14 protein-coding genes, 2 tRNA genes and 1 rRNA gene are annotated in these 22,314 nt (G+C 51.7%); all 17 read left to right on the top strand.

Annotation, left to right across the window (positions count from 1 at the left end; all coding sequences use genetic code 11):
• Positions 1 to 3: 3 nt before the first annotated feature.
• On the top strand, positions 4 to 4,593 hold the full coding sequence (locus PGS38_RS08590; RefSeq protein ID WP_117509873.1) for a PolC-type DNA polymerase III: 4,590 nt from the start codon (positions 4 to 6) through the stop codon (positions 4,591 to 4,593).
• 101 nt (positions 4,594 to 4,694) lie between these two features.
• The gene (locus PGS38_RS08595; protein WP_270476146.1) at positions 4,695 to 8,270 is read left to right on the top strand and encodes a DUF5717 family protein; all 3,576 of its coding nucleotides are present in this window, start codon (positions 4,695 to 4,697) and stop codon (positions 8,268 to 8,270) included.
• Positions 8,252 to 9,499, top strand: coding sequence for a DUF5716 family protein (locus PGS38_RS08600; protein ID WP_270476147.1), 1,248 nt, complete (start codon positions 8,252 to 8,254; stop codon positions 9,497 to 9,499). The genes PGS38_RS08595 and PGS38_RS08600 overlap by 19 nt, the downstream gene beginning before the upstream one ends.
• 3 nt (positions 9,500 to 9,502) lie before the next feature.
• On the top strand, positions 9,503 to 10,279 hold the full coding sequence (locus PGS38_RS08605; RefSeq protein WP_270476148.1) for a hypothetical protein: 777 nt from the start codon (positions 9,503 to 9,505) through the stop codon (positions 10,277 to 10,279).
• Positions 10,280 to 10,715: 436 nt separating this feature from the next.
• Positions 10,716 to 12,266, top strand: coding sequence for an anthranilate synthase component I (gene trpE / locus PGS38_RS08610; protein ID WP_270476149.1), 1,551 nt, complete (start codon positions 10,716 to 10,718; stop codon positions 12,264 to 12,266).
• Entirely contained in the window at positions 12,263 to 12,835 is a 573-nt protein-coding gene (locus PGS38_RS08615; protein WP_117761644.1) for an anthranilate synthase component II, read from the top strand. Before trpE ends, PGS38_RS08615 begins: the two co-directional genes overlap by 4 nt.
• Before the next feature lie 34 nt (positions 12,836 to 12,869).
• Complete coding sequence (gene trpD, locus PGS38_RS08620) at positions 12,870 to 13,889, top strand: anthranilate phosphoribosyltransferase (protein WP_117761645.1); 1,020 nt, start codon at positions 12,870 to 12,872, stop codon at positions 13,887 to 13,889.
• A 4-nt stretch (positions 13,890 to 13,893) separates the two neighbouring features.
• Complete coding sequence (gene trpC, locus PGS38_RS08625) at positions 13,894 to 14,676, top strand: indole-3-glycerol phosphate synthase TrpC (protein ID WP_117761646.1); 783 nt, start codon at positions 13,894 to 13,896, stop codon at positions 14,674 to 14,676.
• A 53-nt stretch (positions 14,677 to 14,729) separates the two neighbouring features.
• Entirely contained in the window at positions 14,730 to 15,338 is a 609-nt protein-coding gene (locus tag PGS38_RS08630; protein ID WP_055228636.1) for a phosphoribosylanthranilate isomerase, read from the top strand.
• On the top strand, positions 15,331 to 16,515 hold the full coding sequence (trpB, locus tag PGS38_RS08635) for a tryptophan synthase subunit beta (protein WP_022462653.1): 1,185 nt from the start codon (positions 15,331 to 15,333) through the stop codon (positions 16,513 to 16,515). Before PGS38_RS08630 ends, trpB begins: the two co-directional genes overlap by 8 nt.
• On the top strand, positions 16,508 to 17,290 hold the full coding sequence (gene trpA / locus PGS38_RS08640; RefSeq protein ID WP_117804941.1) for a tryptophan synthase subunit alpha: 783 nt from the start codon (positions 16,508 to 16,510) through the stop codon (positions 17,288 to 17,290). The genes trpB and trpA overlap by 8 nt, the downstream gene beginning before the upstream one ends.
• Before the next feature lie 137 nt (positions 17,291 to 17,427).
• Positions 17,428 to 18,351 (top strand): ribonuclease Z, encoded by a 924-nt coding sequence (locus PGS38_RS08645; protein ID WP_118601061.1) that lies wholly within the window; start codon positions 17,428 to 17,430, stop codon positions 18,349 to 18,351.
• Positions 18,344 to 19,369 carry a tRNA (adenosine(37)-N6)-threonylcarbamoyltransferase complex transferase subunit TsaD gene (gene tsaD, locus PGS38_RS08650; protein WP_022462650.1) on the top strand — a complete coding sequence of 342 codons (1,026 nt, stop codon included), beginning with the start codon at positions 18,344 to 18,346 and terminating at the stop codon, positions 19,367 to 19,369. The genes PGS38_RS08645 and tsaD overlap by 8 nt, the downstream gene beginning before the upstream one ends.
• Positions 19,370 to 19,448: 79 nt before the next feature.
• On the top strand, positions 19,449 to 20,177 hold the full coding sequence (gene ispD, locus PGS38_RS08655) for a 2-C-methyl-D-erythritol 4-phosphate cytidylyltransferase (RefSeq protein ID WP_270476150.1): 729 nt from the start codon (positions 19,449 to 19,451) through the stop codon (positions 20,175 to 20,177).
• A 250-nt stretch (positions 20,178 to 20,427) separates the two neighbouring features.
• Positions 20,428 to 20,513: transfer RNA gene (locus PGS38_RS08660), tRNA-Ser, on the top strand.
• Between the two features lie 48 nt (positions 20,514 to 20,561).
• Positions 20,562 to 20,651: transfer RNA gene (locus PGS38_RS08665), tRNA-Ser, on the top strand.
• Positions 20,652 to 20,876: 225 nt separating this feature from the next.
• Positions 20,877 to 22,314, top strand: a 16S ribosomal RNA gene (locus tag PGS38_RS08670); the annotation flags it as partial.

Genomic DNA, 22,314 nt, shown 5'->3' on the forward strand with positions numbered 1-22,314 from the left:
GGAATGGAAAAACAGTTTCAGGAAGTATTTCCGGATTTGAGAATCGAAGGGGGCATGGCAGAGCTTCTCGATACCGTGGAGGTTTCGCGGGTATCGATCAATAAGAAAAAAGATCTGCTGCGGATCTATGTGGTCAGCCATCAGTGGATTCACAAAAAATATATTTATCAGCTGGAGCGCCAGATCGAGGAGCAGCTCTTTTCCAACGTGCCGCTGCGCGTGAAGATTATTGAGCGGTTCTATCTGTCGCGCCAGTATACGCCGGAAAACTTTCTGGAGGTGTACCGTCCGAGTATCCTGCTCGAGCTGAAAAACCACAGTGTCTTTCTGAATCATCTGTTTTCGACTGCCGAGATTACCTTCCCGGAGACGAACAAAATGCACCTGGTGCTCGTGGATTCCGTTGTGGCAAAGGAGCGCGAGGAGGAGCTGGTCCACATTCTCGAGAAAATCTTCTGTGAGCGGTGCGGCTTCGACCTGATCGTGGAAACCGAGATGAGAAAGCCGGAGGGCGAGAGCCGCGCCATGAGAAATTCCGAGCTCCGCATCCGGGAGGAAGTGCGCCACGTTCTGGCGCATACCCATTACGGTGAGATGCTCGGCGAAAAAGAGCAGAACCGGATGGAAGAGCAGGCGGAAGCAGCAGGCGAACAGCCAAAAGCAGCCGCAGCAGCCAAGGACGGCGAGGCGAAAAAAGAAAAAGCAGCAGACGGCGGAAGGGGAAAAGGTTTTTCCGGCGGCGGACGCGGTTCCTTCAAAAAAGGCAAGGGCAGTTTCGGCCGGAATGCGGACAATCAGCCGCGCAAATCCTCCAATCCGGATGTGCTGTACGGAAGAGATTTCGAGGATGAGAGCGTGGAGATTCTGAAAATCGGCGATGAGATCGGTGATGTTGTCATCCGAGGAAGAGTCCAGAGTGTGGATATGCGCGAAATCCGGAATGAGCGTACGATTTTCATGTTCACGATCACCGACTTTACGGATACCATCGGCGTCAAGATTTTCGTCCAGAACGCGGAAGTGCCGGAATTAAAGGATGCGATCAAAAAAGGCGCGTTCATTAAAGTAAAAGGAAAAACGACGGTTGATGCATTTGACCACGATCTGACGGTTATGTCTGTCTGGGGCATCAAGAAGATCACCGATTTCCGTACCGGCCGTCAGGATACGAGTCCGGTGAAGCGTGTGGAGCTGCACTGCCATACAAAGATGAGCGATATGGACGGTGTCACCGATGCTGCCCGTCTGGTACAGCGTGCCTACGAGTGGGGCCATCCGGCGATCGCGATCACCGATCACGGCGTGGTGCAGTCCTTCCCGGAGGCAAACCATGCGATCGAGGCGATCGACGGCGCTTACCGGAAAAAATACCAGGCAGAGCACCCGGATGCGACAAAAGATGAGCTGAAAAAAGTTTCGGCTCCGTTCAAGGTCATCTACGGCATGGAGGCTTATCTCGTCGACGACTTGAAAGATATCGTTGTCAACAGCAAAGGACAGGACATCCACGGAAGCTACGTTGTTTTCGATATCGAGACGACGGGATTTTCCCCGGTTGTCAACAAAATCATTGAGATCGGTGCCGTGCGTGTGGAAAACGGAGCGATTGTCGATAAGTTTTCCACCTTCGTCAATCCGAAAGTCCCGATCCCGTTCCGGATTGAGAATCTGACCGGCATCAACGACAACATGGTTCTTGACGCGCCGGACATCGAAACGGTGCTGCCGAAATTCCTGGAGTTCAGTGAGGGAGCCGTTATGGTTGCCCACAATGCTTCGTTCGATATGAGCTTTATCGAGCACAACTGCGTCCTGCAGGGGATCGAGCGGGAATTTACAACGGCGGACACCGTCGCCATGGCGCGTTTCCTGCTGCCGGGCCTGAACCGTTTCAAGCTGGATACCGTTGCGAAGGCGGTCGGCGTATCGTTGGAAAACCATCACCGTGCGGTGGACGATGCCGGCTGTACGGCGGAAATTTTCGTGAAATTCGTAAAAATGCTGGAGGAGCGCAATATTCTGACTCTGGATGACCTGAATGCGCAGGGAAAAGTATCGGAGGAGGCTGTGCGCAAGCTTCCATCGTACCATGCGATCATTCTGGCAAAGAACGAGACGGGACGTGTCAATCTGTACCGCCTCGTGTCGGAATCCCACCTGAAATACTACAACCGCCGGCCGAAGCTGCCAAAGAGCGTCTACCTGAAATACCAGGACGGTCTGATGATCGGATCTGCCTGCGAGGCGGGCGAACTCTACCAGGCAATCCTGCGCGGTGAACCGGATGCGGCGATTGCGCGTCTCGTGGACTTCTACGATTATCTGGAAATCCAGCCGATCGGCAACAACGCGTTCATGATCAAAAAAGAGGACGTTTCTGCCGTAGAGAGCGAGGAGGATTTAAAGGAGATCAACAGGCGCATCGTCAAACTTGGCGAGCAGTTCCATAAGCCTGTTGTGGCAACGTGCGACGTCCACTTCATGGATCCGCAGGACGAGATCTACCGCCGCATCATCATGACCGGAAAAGGTTTTGACGACGCGGATGAGCAGGCACCGCTGTTCCTGCGCACTACCGAGGAGATGCTTGAAGAGTTTTCGTATCTCGGAAGTGAGAAAGCGGAGGAGGTCGTCATCACCAATCCGCGCAAAATCTCCGACCTTGTCGAGAAAATCTCCCCGATCCGTGCCGGAAAATTCCCGCCGGTCATCGAGGATTCCGACAAGACACTGCGGAGAATCTGTTACGACCGCGCGCATGAAATCTACGGCGAGGAGCTGCCGGAGATCGTTTCCGCGCGCCTCGAACGGGAGCTGAACTCCATTATTTCCAACGGATATGCCGTTATGTACATCATCGCACAGAAACTAGTGTGGAAGTCGAACGAGGACGGCTATCTCGTAGGATCGCGTGGTTCCGTCGGTTCCTCGTTCGTTGCGACGATGGCGGGAATCACGGAGGTAAACCCGTTGAGCCCGCATTACTACTGCGAGTCGTGCCATTACAGCGAGTTCGATTCGCCGCGCGTCAAAGAGTACGTCGGCCGTGCCGGATGCGATATGCCGGACGCCGTCTGCCCGAACTGTGGCAAGCCGCTGAAAAAAGCGGGATTTGATATTCCGTTCGAGACGTTCCTTGGATTCAAGGGAAACAAAGAGCCGGATATCGACCTGAACTTCTCCGGTGATTACCAGAGTAAGGCGCACAAATACACAGAGGTTATTTTCGGCGCCGGTCAGACGTTCCGTGCGGGAACCATCGGTACGCTGGCGGATAAAACAGCGTTCGGTTACGTGAAGAACTATTACGAAGAGCGTGGCCAGCACAAACGGAACTGCGAGATCGACCGTATCGTGGAAGGATGCACCGGCATCCGCCGTACCACCGGCCAGCACCCGGGCGGTATCATCGTTCTGCCGTTCGGTGAGGATATCAACTCCTTCACCCCGGTGCAGCATCCGGCGAACGATATGACAACCGACATCATTACGACCCATTTCGATTACCACTCCATTGATGCCAACCTCTTAAAGCTCGACATTCTCGGACACGATGATCCGACCATGATCCGTATGCTCGAGGATATCACGCACCTTGATGCGCAGACGATTCCGCTCGATAACCCGGAGGTCATGTCGCTGTTCAAGAGCACCGAGGCGCTTGGCATCAAGCCGGAGGACATCGGCGGCTGCCCGCTTGGATGTCTTGGCGTGCCGGAGTTCGGTACCGATTTCGTTATCCAGATGCTTCTGGACACGAAGCCGCAGTCGTTCTCTGACCTGATCCGTATCTCCGGTCTGTCGCACGGAACCGACGTATGGCTCGGCAATGCGCAGACCCTGATCGAGGAGGGCAAGGCGACGATTTCCACCGCCATCTGTACCCGGGACGATATCATGATCTACCTGATCGACAAGGGACTCGAAAGTGAGCTTTCCTTTACGATCATGGAGAGTGTGCGAAAAGGAAAGGGCTTAAAACCGGAGTGGGAAGAGGAGATGAAGGCCCACGATGTGCCGGACTGGTACATCTGGTCATGTAAAAAGATCAAGTACATGTTCCCGAAAGCCCACGCGGCGGCGTACGTCATGATGGCGTACCGCATCGCTTACTATAAAATTTTCTATCCGCTGGCGTACTATGCGGCGTACTTCTCCATTCGTGCGTCCGCATTTTCCTACGAGCTCATGTGCATGGGACGCGACCGGCTGGAATATTATATGAAAGATTACGAAAAACGGAAAGACACGCTGACTCAGAAGGAGCAGGCAACCGTCAAGGATATGAAGATTGTCCAGGAAATGTACGCCCGCGGCTTCGATTTCGTGCCGGTGGACCTCTATAAGGCACAGGCGCACCGCTTCCAGGTCTACGATGACAAACATCTGATGCCGGCGCTCGACTCGATCGAGGGTCTGGGCGACAAGGCGGCCGACGCCGTTGTCCTTGCGGCACGAAACGGAAAATTCCTCTCGAAAGATGATTTCCGCGACCGCACCAAGGTCAGCAAGACGATTATCGACTTTATGGCGGACCTCGGTGTCTTCGGAGATCTGCCCGAAAGCAACCAGTTTTCGCTGTTCGACTATTAAAAGGAGCGTCCCCTTTCCGTTGCAATCCCGTGCGTCTTGGGGTATAATCAGACGTTGTGGAAAAGAACGAAAACGATTTAGATAAAATAAGGTGAAAAACATTGAGAAGAAGATTGGAACAACTGCTGAACGGCAGATTTGAATATGAGGTTCCCCATCTGCTGCTGTCCGAGACGGAGGTGGCCCTGACGCTGGACGAGGGGCAGAATTTCCGCGGAGAGCTGAATATCGGAGCGGAAGACGGGAGAAGAGTAAAAGGAATTGTGACCACAGATCATCAGAGAATCGTTCTGGCGAAAAATCAGTTCCAGGGAACGGCGAGTACGATTGAGTACGGCGTGGATACCAGCGGATTAAAAGCAGGCGATGAAATCTGTGGAAACATCACCGTCAGCAGCAATCTGGAGGAACGCTGCGTGCGGGTACACGTCTCGATTGCGGGAAAGACAATGAACATTTCCGGGCAGGAGATTCATTCCCTGGCAGATTTTGTGCATCTGGCAAGCCATGATTTCGGCGCAGCGTACCGCTTCTTTGTAAAAAAAGAGTTTGCACGTCTTCTTCAGAAAGAGGCACCGGGGCAGATGGCACTTTATCAGGGACTGTCCCACAAGCCGGTGACATTTCAGCATCTGGAGGAATTTCTGGTTGCCCTCGGTCAGAAAGAGCCGGTGCTGCTTTCGGCGGAACAGCCGGAGAAAACTGTGCTTACCGTGGACCAGCCGCGCAAGGAAACACTGTATCTGTATAAAAATACCTGGGGCTACGTCCGCATGGAAATCGAGGTGCAGGGAGACTTTCTGGAAGTGGAAAAGAAAGTCGTCACTTCAGAAGATTTCATCGGAAGCGTCTACGGTGTGGAATACATTATCCATCAGGAGAAAATCGGAAACGGCCGCCATTACGGCAGAATTACGGTGCGTCAGGGAAAACAGGAGCTTCGCTTTGAACTGGAAGTGACAAACAGCGAAAAGCATGTGACCAGCAGGAAAAATACGGAGCGCGACCGTCAGATAACTGCCATCGCGCGCGGCTATCTCGATCTGGCAGTCCATAAACGCGACTACCGTACCTGGTATCAGGACACCTGGGAGGCCATCGAGCAGTTCGAAAAAGCCGGCGGAGACATGGCGTGGGTGACGCTGGGAAAAGCATGGCTGTACGAGAGCCATGAGGAAACCGGAAAAGCAAGAGAAACGCTTTCTTACGTAAAAGAGCATCAGGAACTGCTGGACACCGCGGAGAAAAAAGGAGCGTACCTGTATCTGGCATGGAAGCTGAAAATGGAAGTGGGCCATACCGGGCTGGTATCACGCCTTGGAACACTGATGCGGCAGGAGAGTGCAAGCTATTTTCTGTTAAAGCTTGCCATTGATGCCGACGATTCCTGGCAGCAGTCGCTGACCCGTCAGCTCTACGCGATGGAACTTTGCTATGAGTGCGGGTGCAAGAGCCCGCTTCTGTATCTGGATGCGGCACAGCTCTATCTCCGCCAGGAGGGACAGCTCCGCCGGATTTCGCCGTTCACCGTTCAGGTGCTGAAATTTGCGCAGAAAGAAGGCATTTTAAGCGGGGAACTGTTAAAACGGGCCGCTTATCTTACAGAGACGATGAAAACGTTCGATGAGAATGTCTATCAGATTCTGACTGCGGGCTATGAGCGTTTTCCATCCGATGAAGTGCTCGAAGCCATCTGCAAACTGGTGATGAAGGGCCGCCCGGTGCGGAAGGAATATTTCCCGTGGTATGCAAAAGCCGTGGAGCGGAACATCCGCATCACGCGCCTGTACGAGTACTATATCGAAACGATGGATGCGTCGTTCGACGAGGTCCTTCCGCAGGTCATCCGGATGTATTTCTCCTACAGCAACACACTGGCAGGCCAGAAGAAAGCGCTGATCTACGCCAACGTGATCAAAAACCGCGAAAAAGACCGCCATACATTCCAGAGCTACCGCCCGGCGATGGAGGTTTTCACGGCAAGACAGATCCAGAAAGGCCGCATGAACCGCGAATACGCCGCACTGTACCGGACTTTTCTGAAAAAACCGGAAGATCCCGACAGCGCAAAAGCGATCGCAAATGTGCTGTTTACCCATCATGTAACGTGTGAAAATCCGAAAATCACGCGTGTGATCGTCTGCCATCCGGCGATGGCAGGCGAAACGTCCTATCCGATGACGGAACGGGGTGCTTATATCCGTCTGTACGGCAAAAAAGCGCGGATTCTTCTCGAAGATGAGCAGCGCAGAAGATATGCGGTGACAGAAACCTGCCGCGTAGAGCCATTATTTACGGATGAAGAGCTTGCCTGTGCCTGCGGCGGTTTTGCCATTGAAAATCCGGGTCTGCTGCTGCACCTGTGCGGGGAGCAGGAAGAGGAGATGCAGCTTACCGCAGAAAATCTTGCTTGGTATCAGCAGGCAGCGCGCACGAGCGCATTTTCCAGTGCTTACCGGAAAACAGTGCGTCAGAAACTGCTGGAATACTATCTTGCCCATCCGGATGAGCGTGAGACCGAGGCAGCTGTTGCAGAGCTGGAGGACAGCGCTTACGCAAAGGTGGACCGTATTTCTACGATCGAGCTTCTGGTACGCTACGGCTGTTACAGCCGCGCCTTTGCCCTGACGGATCGGTACGGCTACGAAAAGATCCCGGTGTCGTGTCTCTTCCGTCTGGCGCATGCGATGATTCTGGAAAAAGAGTTTACAGAGGACGAGGAGCTTCTCTATCTGGCATCCTACGTGGTAAAACAGGGCATCTACGATGAAATTGTATTGTGCTATCTGAGAGATTATTTCACCGGTTCTATTGAGGATATGTGCAGTTTATGGGATAAAATCCGCGGCTTCCAGATGGAGAGCGACAAGCTGGAGGAGCGCATTCTGACCTGGTCCGTCTTTGTGCGCAGCCACCCGAAGTGGGAGCAGGAAATGCTGGAGAGCTACATCCGCCAGAGCGGAAAAGAGCATGTCATTCTGGCATACCTGACGTATCTTGCGATCGGCTATTTTATGGACGGAAAACCGCTTTCGGATCAGATGTTTGACTACTTGGACCGCGCCTGGAAACAGGGTTGGGAGCTGGACGAGATCTGCCGTTTTGCGATGCTGAAACATCTTTCCACGAAGCCGCAGCTTTCTGAGGAGGAAGAAAAAGAGGCGCATACCCTGCTTCTGGCGTTTACGAAACAGGGACTCCGCTTTGCCTTCTACAAGGATCTGCCGGAGCACCTGACCGAAGGCTTCCAGATCGGCGACCGCATGTTCATCGAGGAGCGCCAGAGAGCGGAGGCAAAGGTGACGATTCATTACCGGACAAACGCCGAAGAAACATGGAAGAGCGAACCGATGCGCAATATGTATCAGGGCATTTTTGTGAAAGAGTTTCTGCTGTTCTACGGCGAGAAAATGGAGTATTACCTGACCTTTACGAACCGTCAGGGCGAGGGAAAAACAGAGGTGAAAACCGTCTCCATGACCGGCGAACCAAAAGCAGGAAAGACGCGGTACCAGCTTCTGAATCAGATGAAAGCAGCGCGCGCGGCAGGAGATTCGGAAAAAGCAGAAGAAGCATTCCAAAAGTATCTGCAGCAGGAGGCTCTGGTTCGGAACTGTTTTGCACTTGTGGATGAAAAGAAGCAGCAGGAGGATACGACATGGAACAGAAAAATTTAATTTTAGGATTTGATTTTGGAGAGAAATATTCCCAGTTCTGCTGCTATGACAGGGGAACCCATACGGCCGTCTCCATCCCGGTAAAAGAAGGAGAAGAGGCGGTGGAATTTCCGACCGCCATTGCCAAAAAACGGAATGAGGAAACGTGGAAAACAGGACCGGATGCAGAAAAATCTGCTCACGCGGGAAACGGCATCTGGCTGGACAATCTGTACGAGATCTGCATGGGATCCCGCATCTGCCAGATCGAAAACCGGGATTACACGCCGGGAGAGGTCCTTGGCACGTTCCTTCGCGAAGCACTGAAGATGATCGGCATCGAGCGCCCGGACCAGCAGATCCAGGCGATGATGATCACCACGGGCCATCTGACCCGTCCATTTGTGGAAAATGTGCGTGAAGCATACAAGATAATCGGACTGCCGCGCGGCAGAGCCTACCTGCAGGAGCATGACGAGAGCTTTTACTGCCATGTGCTGAACCAGAAGCCGGAGCTCTGGAGCCGTAAAGTCGGTCTGTTTTTCCTGAAAGATGAGGAAGCATCGTTTTCTGAACTTTCCATCAGCCGTAAAACGAAGCCGGCAACTGTGACCGTAAAACGGGGGCCAAAAGCCGCACTTTCGATCGAGCCGATGGAGCGCGACCGCGATTTCTGCCATCTGATGGGAGAAGCGATGGGGAATGAAATTTATTCCAGCGTATTTCTGGTGAGCGAGGAGTTCGACCTTGCCTGGGCCGACAACTCTCTGCGTCAGTTAAAGAAAAACCAGAGAAGAATCTTCGGCGGAACGAACCTGTTTGCACAGGGCGCCTGCTTTTCCGCGCGCGAAAAAGTGGAGGAGCGCCGCTTAAAGGGCTATCTCTTCCTCGGAAATGACCTCGTGCGCTACAACATCGGCATGGAGATGACGATCAATGGTTCTCCGGCATACTATGCGCTGATTGCAGCCGGTGTGAACTGGTATGAAGCAGAAAAAGAATGTGAACTGATCCTCGACGGAACGGAGGAGCTGGAATTTGTTGTAAGCTCCATGGAAAGCGGAAAACGAAACCGCTATACCATGAAGCTGGACGGGCTGCCCAAACGGCCGCCGAAGACAACACGGATTCGTCTGCGTCTGGAGTATGATTCTCCGGTTACGTGTCAGATCACCGCAGAGGATTTAGGTTTTGGCGATATGTTCCCGGCAAGCCACAAAATCTGGCACGAGACGATGGGGGAGGTGTAAACGATGAGCGGTTATATTTTATGTCAGGTCAAACGGGCGAAAAATCCGTATTATATTTCCAACATCAGCACAAATATTTATTCCATCGAGGAACTGTGTTATTATCTGTACCACAACATCTATCTGCTGGACGAGACCATCATTAACGAGCAGCTGCTGGTGTGGATGAAAGAAGAACTCCACTTAAGAAGACTGTACCAGCGTCTCTACGTCCTTCTGGAGGAGAAAAAGAACATCGGTGAGTTTATCCTGCCGATCTTCAAGGAGATCAATTATCTTTCCCACGATCAGTTCCGTGAGATGAATGAGCGCCTGAAACGGTTCGAGGAGCAGCCGGAGATTGTGCGGAAAAAAATCAAGGGAGACTACCTTGTTGACCACGAAAAATATATCAATGCGATCCAGGTTTACCAGGAAACGCTGAAAGATACCGAGGAAAACGAAACCAACATGGGAAGCCAGTTCACCGGAAGTATTTACAACAACATGGGCTGTGCCTACGCAAGTCTGTTCCAGATGAATGAAGCACTTACGTGCTTTCAGAAAGCAAATGAAGAGCTGCACACGAAAGCATCGTTAAAGAGCTGGCTGTTTGCGGTCTACATGAGCAAAGGACAGGACGCCTATGAGCAGATGTGCACCGAGCGGAAAGTGGATGCCGAGACGAGACGGGAGATGGACCGCCAGATCACCGAGGCAATGCATGTCGAGCTCCCGCGCGATCTGGACGAAGCTCTTGCGGCGTGGACACGGGAATATCATAAAAATACCGGACTTTGAACAAAAAGAACAAAAAAATTACTTGACAGCAAAAAAGAATGGAACTATAATACAGCCCATAAGAAAAAAATAAATACTTCGAAACCGATGAAGTGGAGATAACGTTGGAAGCGCACTCACAGAGAGCCCGGGCAGGTGGAAGCCGGACAGAAAGCGGATCAGCAAATGGACCACGGAGGGTACAGGGAAAAGCGGGAAACCGTCTGAGTATTCTGTAACGTGCAGGCATACGTTAGTTGCCAGGAATATGATCGTATTCTGCAGAGCGTGTGAGCAATCGCAAAACAAGGTGGCACCACGAGTATAAAAATATACCCGCCCTTGGCAAAGAACAAAGTGATTCTTTGCCGGGGGCGGTTTTTTGTATATCAGAAATTGGTTCTGAGGACCAGTGTTGATGACAGCCTTTGCAGACACAAGGAGAGGAGATAACAAGATGAAACAGATGACGTTAGAAGAAATTTCAAAAGCAGCCGCATCGGGAGCTTTTCGGAAAATCCCGGTAAGCAGAGAAATTTATTCGGATATCCGTACACCAGTAGAAACACTGAAAGTCCTGCAGGGCGTCAGCAGCCACTGCTACATGCTCGAAAGCGTGGAGGATAAAAAACAGTGGGGAAGATACACTTTTCTCGGCTACGATCCGTCGCTGGAACTCACCTGTGTCAACGGAAACCTGACAATCACCGCCGATGCGGCAGAGATGAAAAAAGTAGAAGATATTCCGGAAAGCCACGAAGAACAGCTTCCGACCGGACAGATCCGGCTGACCGCAAAGACAGCCCATCCGGGAGCCGTCATCAAAACCCTGATTGAGAAAAATAAAAGTCCGAAGATCGCGACACTGCCGACCTTCACCGGCGGCCTCGTCGGATACTTCTCTTACGATTACATCAAGTACAGCGAGCCGATCTTAAAGCTGGACGCAGAAGATCAGGAACATTTCAAAGATGTCGACCTGATGCTGTTCGATAAGGTCATCGCCTATGATAATTACCGTCAGAAAATCGTACTGATGCTTAATATCGAAACCGAAAATCTCGAAGAAAATTACGAAAAAGCCGTACAGGAACTCGAAAAAATGGAAGAGCTGATCCGCTTCGGAAAACCGGCCGAGACGAAAGCCGGCCACCTGAAATCCGAGTTCCGCCCGCTCTTCAATGAGAAAGCGTACTGTGAGAAAGTCGAGCAGGTCAAACATTATATCCACGAGGGAGACCTCTTCCAGCTCGTTCTCTCCAACCGGCTCGAAGCTGATTTTGAGGGAAGCCTCCTCGATACGTACCGCGTTCTCCGCACGACGAATCCGTCGCCGTACATGTTCTACTTCTCGAGTGATGATGTCGAGATCGCCGGTGCATCCCCGGAAACTCTCGTAAAAGTCGAGGACGGAGAGGTCCGGACCTTCCCGCTTGCCGGAACGCGGCCGAGAGGAAAGAGCTATGAAGAAGACCAGCGGCTGGAAAAAGAACTCCTCGCCGATGAAAAAGAGCGTGCCGAGCACAACATGCTGGTTGATCTGGGAAGAAACGATCTCGGAAAGATCTGTGATTTCGGAACCGTGGAAGTAGAAAAATACATGTCAATCGAGCGTTACTCCCACGTCATGCACATCGGTTCCACTGTAAAAGGACAGCTTCGGAAAGACAAGACCGCAGTCGATGCCATCGATTCCATCGATTCCGTTCTCCCGGCCGGAACCCTCTCCGGTGCACCAAAGCTCCGTGCCTGCCAGATCATCAACGAGCTGGAAAACAACAAGCGCGGCATTTACGGCGGTGCGATCGGCTATCTGGATTTCACCGGAAATATGGACACCTGCATCGCAATCCGGCTTGCGTTTAAGAAAAACGGAAAAGTGTTCGTCCGCTCCGGCGCCGGCATTGTAGCCGACAGCGTACCGGAAAAAGAGCATCAGGAATGCATCAACAAAGCAAAGGCCGTGATGGTCGCACTTGCAGAGGCAGAAGGAGGAAGCAACTTATGATACTGCTGGTAGATAATTATGACAGTTTTTCCTATAACCTGTATCAGCTCGCCGGTTCGATCAATCCGGACATGAAGGTCATCCGGAACGACGAGATGACAATCGACGAAATCCGCGCACTGGCACCGGCATCCATCATTTTATCTCCCGGACCGGGCCGTCCGGAGCAGGCAGGCCGATGCATGGAGATTGTAGAAAAATTAGGCGGCGAGATCCCGATCCTCGGTGTCTGCCTCGGCCATCAGGCAATCTGTGCCGCGTACGGCGCGACCGTCACCTATGCGAAACAGCTGATGCACGGCAAACAGTCCGAGACAACGCTGGATCTTACCTCGGAATTATTCCAGGGGCTGCCGGAAACCGTTCCGGTTGCAAGATACCATTCCCTCGCAGCTGATGAAGCGACACTGCCGGAAACCTTAAAGGTAACGGCAAGAACCGCAGACGGCGAGGTCATGGCAGTCGAGGACAGTGAGAAAAAGATCTACGGAGTCCAGTTCCATCCGGAATCCATTCTGACCCCGCAGGGCAGACAGATGGTAGAAAACTTCTTAAAAATTACAAGATAGATCACAGGACAGCAAAGAAAGAGAGGAACAGAATATGATTCGGGAAGCGATTGTAAAACTGGTAAATAAAGAGAACTTAACCTACGAGATGGCAGAGGGCGCCATGGATGAAATCATGGGAGGAAAAGCCGATCCGATCCAGATCAGCGCATTTTTAACTGCCATGACGATGAAAGGCGAGACAATCGAAGAGATCACCGCATGTGCCAACGGCATGAGAAAGCACGGTGTTCCCATGGAACATGACAAGGATGTTCTGGAAATCGTCGGAACCGGCGGAGATAAATCCAATTCCTTCAACATCTCCACAACAGCATCCCTTGTGATCTCTGCAGGCGGCGTCGCAGTTGCAAAACACGGAAACCGCGCCGCATCGAGCAGATCCGGCGCAGCCGACTGTCTCGAAGCGCTCGGCGTCAAAATCGACCTGGAGCCGGAGAAAAACAAAGAAGTTCTGGAAAAACTTGGAATCTGTTTCCTGTTCGCACAGAAATACCACATGTCCATGAAATACGTGGCACCGGTCCGCAAGGTGCTCGGCATCCGAACCATTTTCAACATCCTCGGACCGCTGACCAACCCGGCAGCAGCCACGATGCAGGTGATGGGTGTCTACGAGGAAGCACTTGTCCGCCCGATGGCAGAAGTTCTCTCCAATCTTGGTGTCAAACGCGGCATGGTTGTCTACGGCCAGGACTGCCTCGATGAAATTTCCTTAAGCGCACCGACAAGCGTCTGCGAGATCAAGGACGGAACGTTTGAGGAATACGTCATCACACCGGAAGAGTTCGGCATGACCCGCTGTACCAAAGAAGAGCTGGTCGGCGGAACCCCGCAGGAGAATGCTGAAATTACGAAAGAAATTCTTGCAGGAAAGAAAGGCCCGGCAAGAGACGCTGTTGTCCTGAATGCCGCCGCAGCCCTTCATGTAGCAAAAGAAATCCCGATGCAGGACGCTGTAAAACTGGCAGAGGAGCTGATCGACAGCGGAAAAGCACAGAAAAAACTCGAAGAGTTTGTGTCACTCGCCAACAGATTGGCAGAAGAGGAATAAACATATGATACTGGAAACGATTGCAGAAGCCACAAGAAAACGTGTCGCTGCAGAAAAAGAGAAGTGTTCTCTTGCAGAAATGAAAGAAAAAGCAACGGCGATGAACCCGGATACTGGATTCCCGTTTGAACAGACGCTGAAAAAGCCGGGCATGTCCTTTATCTGCGAGGTAAAAAAAGCCTCCCCATCGAAGGGCATCATCGCAGAAGATTTCCCCTATCTGGAGATCGCAAAGGAATATGAAGCGGCCGGTGCCTCCGCCATTTCCTGCCTGACCGAGCCGGAATACTTCAAAGGCGACAAGCGTTACTTAAAAAAAATTGCAGAAACCGTATCCATCCCGGTTCTGCGGAAAGATTTTACCGTGGATCCCTATATGATCTACGAGGCAAAGGTGCTCGGAGCCACCGCTGTCCTTCTGATCTGTGCGCTGCTGCCGGAGGAAACCTTAAAAGAATATCTGGAAACAGCGCATTCCCTCGGCCTTTCCGCTCTTGTGGAAGCCCACGATGAGGCGGAGGTTGCACAGGCCATGCGCGCCGGAGCAAGGATCATCGGCGTCAACAACCGCAACTTAAAAGATTTCACGGTCGATATCCACAACAGTGAGCGGCTGCGGGAGCTTGTCCCGGAAAACATTGTTTTCGTATCCGAGAGCGGCATCAAAACGCCGGAGGATGTCGGAAGACTGTATCAGAATAAAACCGATGCCGTTCTGATCGGCGAAACGCTGATGCGGAGCAGCAACAAAAGAGCAGAGCTTGAAAAACTCTCTTCAATATGTTAAAGTGGTAACGTAAGTGCGCAAAACAAAACAGAGCGCACGGGGAGTCAAACGTTATGGAAGAACAGACCAGAATCAAAATCTGCGGGCTCACACGGCTGGAAGACATCGATGCGGTGAATGAACTGAAGCCCGAATATGTCGGCTTTGTCTTTGCAAAAAGCCGCAGACAGATTACAAAAGAACATGCCGTGACGCTGCGGCGCTATCTGGATCCCGAAATCCAGGCGGTCGGCGTCTTTGTGAACGAGCTTCCGGCGATTGTCGCAGGATACCTCGAAGAGGGCGTCATCGATCTGGCACAGCTCCACGGAAATGAGAGTGAAGAATATATCCATTCGCTCCGGTTCCGCACCGGCGGGGAACTGATCAAGGCATTTTCCATCAAAACCAGGGAGGACGTCGAAAAGGCGAAAAAAAGCAGCGCCGATTACATCCTTCTCGACCACGGAAAAGGCGGTACCGGCGAATCGTTCGACTGGTCACTGATCAGAAACATGGACCGCCCGTATTTCCTTGCGGGAGGCCTGAACGCCGAAAATGTGGAACAGGCGATTTTACAGACACATCCCTTCGCCGTCGACATCAGCAGCGGTGTCGAGACAGACGGCGTAAAGGATCCGAAAAAAATCACAGAATGCATAAGGAGGATAAGACATGTCTGACGGAAGATTTGGTATTCACGGAGGCCAGTACATACCGGAAACTCTGATGAATGAAATTATCAATTTGGAAAAACAGTACAATTATTATAAAAACGATCCGGAGTTCTGCCAGGAGCTCGATGACCTGCTGAAAAATTACGCGGGCCGCCCGTCCCTTCTCTACTACGCAGAGAAAATGACAAAGGATCTCGGCGGAGCAAAAATTTACCTCAAACGAGAGGATCTGAACCACACCGGAGCCCACAAAATCAACAACGTGCTCGGACAGTGCCTCCTCGCAAAAAGAATGGGAAAAACCCGTGTCATCGCAGAGACCGGAGCCGGCCAGCACGGTGTGGCAACCGCAACGGCAGCAGCGCTGATGGGACTTGAGTGTGAGATCTTCATGGGAAAAGAAGACACCGACCGTCAGGCCCTCAATGTATACCGGATGGAGCTTCTCGGTGCAAAAGTAAATGCCGTTACTACCGGAACTATGACCTTAAAAGATGCCGTCAATGAGGCGATGCGCGAGTGGGTATCACGTGTCGATGACACCCACTACGTTCTCGGTTCCGTTATGGGTCCGCATCCGTTCCCGACCATCGTCCGCGATTTCCAGGCTGTCATCAGCAAAGAGGCAAGAGAGCAGATCCTCGAAAAAGAAGGAAAACTCCCGAAAGCCGTCATGGCATGCGTCGGCGGCGGAAGCAATGCGATGGGTATGTTCTATAACTTCATCAATGACAAAAATGTCCGCCTGATTGGATGCGAGGCAGCAGGACGCGGCGTCAACACCGCAGAGACTGCAGCAACCATTGCAACCGGAACACTCGGCGTCTTCCACGGTATGAAATCCTACTTCTGCCAGGATAAATACGGTCAGATCGCACCGGTTTACTCGATTTCCGCAGGTCTTGACTACCCGGGCATTGGACCGGAGCATGCATATCTGCATGACATCGGCCGCGCCGAATACGTTCCGGTAACGGACGATGAGGCAGTAGAAGCTTTTGAATACCTCGCAAGAACCGAGGGTATCATCTGTGCGATCGAGAGTGCCCATGCAGTAGCCCATGCGATGAAGATCGCAAAAGAATTTGATCCGGAAGACTCCATCATCATCTGCCTGTCCGGACGCGGAGACAAAGACGTAGCAGCCATTGCAAGATACAGAGGGAGGGACCTTCATGAGTAAAGTAACAGAAGCATTTTCAAACGGCAAAGCATTCATTCCGTTTCTGACAGCCGGAGATCCGAACATTGAAAAAACAGAGAATTATATTCTGGAGCTCGAAAAAGCAGGCGCAGACCTGATCGAGATCGGAATCCCGTTTTCCGATCCGATCGCCGAGGGCGTTGTCATCCAGGAGGCAGACCTCCGTTCCTTAAAAGCCGGAACCACCACCGATAAAATTTTCGATATGGTAGCCTCCGTGCGCAAAAAAACAGACATTCCGCTGGTGTTTATGACCTACTTAAACCCGGTGTTCCATTACGGATACGAGCCGTTCTTTACAAAATGCGAGGAAGTCGGCATCAATGGCATCATCATCCCGGATATGCCGTATGAGGAAAAAGGCGAATTAAACGATATTGCGCGCAGCCATCAGGTAGATGTCATTTCTCTGATTGCGCCGACGTCTGAGCAGCGCATCCAGAAAATTGCCGCAGACGCCGAAGGTTTTATCTACCTCGTATCGTCTCTGGGCGTTACCGGTGTCAGAAGCGAGATCAAGACAGACCTCGATTCCATGATCGCCGCAATCCGCAAAGTAACCGATATTCCGGTAGCCGTAGGCTTCGGCATCAACACGACCGATCAGGCAGCCAACATTGCAAAAATTGCGGACGGTGTCATCGTCGGAAGCGCTATCGTCAAAATGATTGCGAAGTACGGCACTCATGCGGAGCAGCACATCTATACGTATGTCCGCATGATGAAGGAAGCTGTCATGACAGCAAATAAATAAAACCCGCGTCATTGCGTGTTTGAAAAAACTGTGTTAAGATGAGAGCGTGTCTGAAACAAACCGTTTTGGACACGCTTTTTCAACGTAAAATACCTGACCGGCTTTCGAAAAAGCCGGATAGAATATGGAGGAAAAACGTGTTAGATGTATGTTTACTGGGAACAGGCGGTATGATGCCTCTGCCAGGCAGACGCCTGACCGCCCTGATGACCCGATACAACGGAAGCAGCCTTCTGATCGACTGCGGCGAGGGAACCCAGGTTGCCATCAAGGAAAAAGGCTGGACCTTTAAGCCGATTGATGCCATCTGCTTCACCCATTACCACGCAGACCACATCAGCGGCCTTCCAGGACTTCTCCTGACGATGGGAAACACTGACCGGAGAGAACCGCTGACCATGATCGGCCCAAAAGGCCTGGAGCGCGTCGTCAATTCACTGCGTGTCATCTGCCCGGAGCTGCCGTTTCCGATTGTATTTCACGAGGTGACAGCGCCGGAGGAAGTGATCGAGATGAACGGCTACAAAATCACAGCCTTCCGCGTGCAGCACAATATCACCTGCTACGGCTATTCGCTGGAGATCTCCCGCAAGGGAAAATTCGATGTGGAGCGCGCTAAAGCACAGGAAATTCCGATTAAATGCTGGAATCCGCTGCAGAAAGGCGAGACTGTCACCCTGGATGGAAAGACGTATACGCCGGACATGGTCCTCGGCCCTGTCAGAAAGGGACTGAAGGTGACCTACTGCACCGATACCCGCCCGATTCCGTCGATCTCTGAACATGCGAAAGGCTCCGACCTTTTCATCTGCGAGGGAATGTACGGCGAGCCGGAAAAACAGGCAAAAGCAAAAGAATTTAAGCATATGACCTTCTACGAGGCGGCAAAACTGGCAAAAGATGCCGAGGCTGCCGAAATGTGGCTGACCCACTTTTCCCCGTCGCTCGTCGGCCCGCAGCGGTACATGGATGAGGTACAGAAGATTTTCCCGGCCGCAGAGCTTGGAAAAGACGGAAGATCAGTAGAACTGTTATTTGAAGAGGAAACGAAAAATGAGTGAAAAAGATACCCTGATTCTTGCAATTGAGAGCTCCTGCGATGAAACCGCAGCCTCCGTCGTGAAAAACGGAAGATGTGTGCTGTCTAACATTATTTCATCCCAGATCGCCATCCATACCCTGTATGGCGGCGTTGTGCCGGAAATTGCATCCAGAAAACATATCGAAAAAATCAACCAGGTTGTAGAAGCGGCCTTAAAAGAAGCCGATGTCACTCTGGATGATATCGATGCGATCGGTGTTACGTACGGCCCTGGCCTTGTCGGCGCACTTCTCGTCGGCGTGGCAGAGGCAAAAGCGATCGCCTATGCAAAAAAGAAACCGCTGGTCGGCGTTCACCATATTGAAGGCCACGTCTCGGCGAACTATATCGAACACCCGGATCTGGAGCCGCCGTTCCTGTGTGAAATCATCTCCGGAGGCCATACCCATCTTGTCATTGTAAAAGATTACGGTTCTTTCGAAATCCTCGGAAGAACGAGAGACGACGCAGCCGGAGAAGCCTTCGACAAGGTAGCCCGTGCCATCGGACTCGGCTATCCGGGCGGACCGAAGATCGACAAGCTGGCAAAAGAAGGAAACCCGCACGCCATCGACTTCCCGCGTGCCCACATGGAGGATGCGCCGTATGACTTCAGCTTCAGCGGCGTAAAATCTGCCGTTTTAAACCATCTGAACAAATGCCGGATGACAGGCGAACCAATTGTCGAAGCAGACATCGCTGCGTCCTTCCAGCAGGCCGTTGTGGACGTTCTGGTGGATAATGCCATCCGTGCGGCCAAAGATTACCATATGGACCGTCTGGCGATCGCCGGCGGCGTTGCATCGAACGGGGCACTCCGCGCGGCGATGGAAGCAGCATGTGAAAAAGAGGGCATCCGCTTTTACCGTCCGTCCCCGATCTTCTGTACCGACAATGCGGCCATGATCGGTGTGGCAGCTTACTACGAGTACCAGAAGGGAACCCGCCACGGCTGGGACCTGAATGCCGTACCGAACCTGAAGCTTGGAGAACGATAAGAAAAAGAAACTTCCGCAGCAGAACGGAGAAGAGAGATCTGCTGCGGAGTTTTTGTATTTGTAGAAAACGGAGGAAAAGATGAGCGAGAAGAAAGAAAAATACACTGCGGTTGTCCTGGCAGCCGGAAAGGGAACCCGGATGGGCGGAAGCGTAGCAAAACAGTTTCTGGAAATCGGAGGAAAACCAGTCGTGGTTTACGCGCTGGAGGTTTTTGAACATTCGCCGGAGATTGACCAGATCATTCTTGTGACAGGTGCGGATAAAATAGAATACTGTCAGAAAGAGATTATCGAAAAATATGGAATTAAGAAAACTGTTTCCGTATGCGCAGGCGGAAGGGAACGGTATGAATCTGTCTGGAAAGCATTGCAGACGCTGAGAAGCCTGGAAAGCGAACAGGATCAGAAGACCGATTACGTTCTGATTCACGATGGCGCCCGCCCGTTTTTAAACCAGGAAATGCTGGAACGTCTCTGCGCATGTGTAAAAGAAGAAAAAGCCTGTGTCCTTGGCATGCCGGTCAAGGATACCATCAAGCTTACCGATGAAAACGGAAAAATCAGGGAAAGCCCGCGAAGAGATCTCGTATGGCAGGCACAGACCCCGCAGGCCTTTGCAGCAGAGCTTCTGTTTCCGGCATTCGAAAAACTGATGCAGCATTCCACAGAAGGAATCACCGACGATGCCATGGTTGTGGAGCAGGAGATGGGAATCGCATCAGTGATGGTAAAAGGCGGCTATGAAAATATAAAAATCACAACACCGGAGGATCTGCTCGTTGCAGAGAGCTTTCTGGCAGAAAAATAGAAAAAAGCAAAATACAGAAAGCAAACTATAAATGGATAAAAACAAATGTGTGAATTGCAAAACAGGGAAAAACAGCGAAAACGAAAAAGAAATTGAAAAAAATGTAAAAAAAATTCAAAAAAGTGGTTGACATTCTGAAACACTGCTGATATAATAACGAATGTCGCTGAGCGAGAGAGATAAAAACGCAAAGCTGACAAGCCAAAAACTGAGATGATTTCGGGAGTTACCGAGATTTGAATTCACACACGGAGAGGTATCGAAGCGGTCATAACGAGGCGGTCTTGAAAACCGTTTGTCCGAAAGGGCGCGTGGGTTCGAATCCCACCCTCTCCGCTCAAAACTCAGTTAATTGAATATCTGATTATGAATCAGGCAAACTATGGAGAAGTACCCAAGCTGGCTGAAGGGGCTCCCCTGGAAAGGGAGTAGGTCGTTAATAGCGGCGCGAGGGTTCAAATCCCTCCTTCTCCGCTCGGCTTTGAAAAAAAGTTGAAAAAAGTTCTTGACAAATGCAAATGAGTTTGATAAAATAAACGAGTTGCTGATCGAGAGAACAGCGAAGAACCTTGGTAATTAAACAATGAAACACATCCTCGAAAGTTCTGAATAAGTAATTCAAAACGATCGAAAGATCCTTTAAAACAGTAAAAGGGATAAATTAGCTAGTATGTTGATTTTGAACTTGGAACAAACATTTTATCAGAGAGTTTGATCCTGGCTCAGGATGAACGCTGGCGGCGTGCTTAACACATGCAAGTCGAGCGAAGCAGTTAAGAAGATTCTTCGGATGATTCTTAACTGACTGAGCGGCGGACGGGTGAGTAACGCGTGGGTGACCTGCCCCATACCGGGGGATAACAGCTGGAAACGGCTGCTAATACCGCATAAGCGCACAGAGCTGCATGGCTCGGTGTGAAAAACTCCGGTGGTATGGGATGGGCCCGCGTCTGATTAGGCAGTTGGCGGGGTAACGGCCCACCAAACCGACGATCAGTAGCCGGCCTGAGAGGGCGACCGGCCACATTGGGACTGAGACACGGCCCAAACTCCTACGGGAGGCAGCAGTGGGGAATATTGCACAATGGGGGAAACCCTGATGCAGCGACGCCGCGTGAGCGAAGAAGTATTTCGGTATGTAAAGCTCTATCAGCAGGGAAGATAATGACGGTACCTGACTAAGAAGCCCCGGCTAACTACGTGCCAGCAGCCGCGGTAATACGTAGGGGGCAAGCGTTATCCGGATTTACTGGGTGTAAAGGGAGCGTAGACGGCAAGGCAAGTCTGATGTGAAAACCCAGGGCTTAACCCTGGGACTGCATTGGAAACTGTCTGGCTCGAGTGCCGGAGAGGTAAGCGGAATTCCTAGTGTAGCGGTGAAATGCGTAGATATTAGGAAGAACACCAGTGGCGAAGGCGGCTTACTGGACGGTAACTGACGTTGAGGCTCGAAAGCGTGGGGAGCAAACAGGATTAGATACCCTGGTAGTCCACGCCGTAAACGATGAATGCTAGGTGTTGGGGAGCAAAGCTCTTCGGTGCCGCCGCAAACGCATTAAGCATTCCACCTGGGGAGTACGTTCGCAAGAATGAAACTCAAAGGAATTGACGGGGACCCGCACAAGCGGTGGAGCATGTGGTTTAATTCGAAGCAACGCGAAGAACCTTACCAGGTCTTGACATCCCGATGACCGGCCCGTAACGGGGCCTTCTCTTCGGAGCATTGGAGACAGGTGGTGCATGGTTGTCGTCAGCTCGTGTCGTGAGATGTTGGGTTAAGTCCCGCAACGAGCGCAACCCTTATCCTCAGTAGCCAGCAGGTAAAGCTGGGCACTCTGTGGAGACTGCCAGGGATAACCTGGAGGAAGGTGGGGATGACGTCAAATCATCATGCCCCTTATGATCTGGGCTACACACGTGCTACAATGGCGTAAACAAAGGGAGGCAAAGCCGCGAGGTGGAGCAAATCCCAAAAATAACGTCTCAGTTCGGACTGCAGTCTGCAACTCGACTGCACGAAGCTGGAATCGCTAGTAATCGCGAATCAGAATGTCGCGGTGAATACGTTCCCGGGTCTTGTACACACCGCCCGTCACACCATGGGAGTTGGTAACGCCCGAAGTCAGTGACCCAACCT

The sequence above is a fragment of the Fusicatenibacter saccharivorans genome, assembly GCF_027667425.1.
Classification (GTDB): Bacteria; Bacillota; Clostridia; order Lachnospirales; family Lachnospiraceae; genus Fusicatenibacter; species Fusicatenibacter saccharivorans.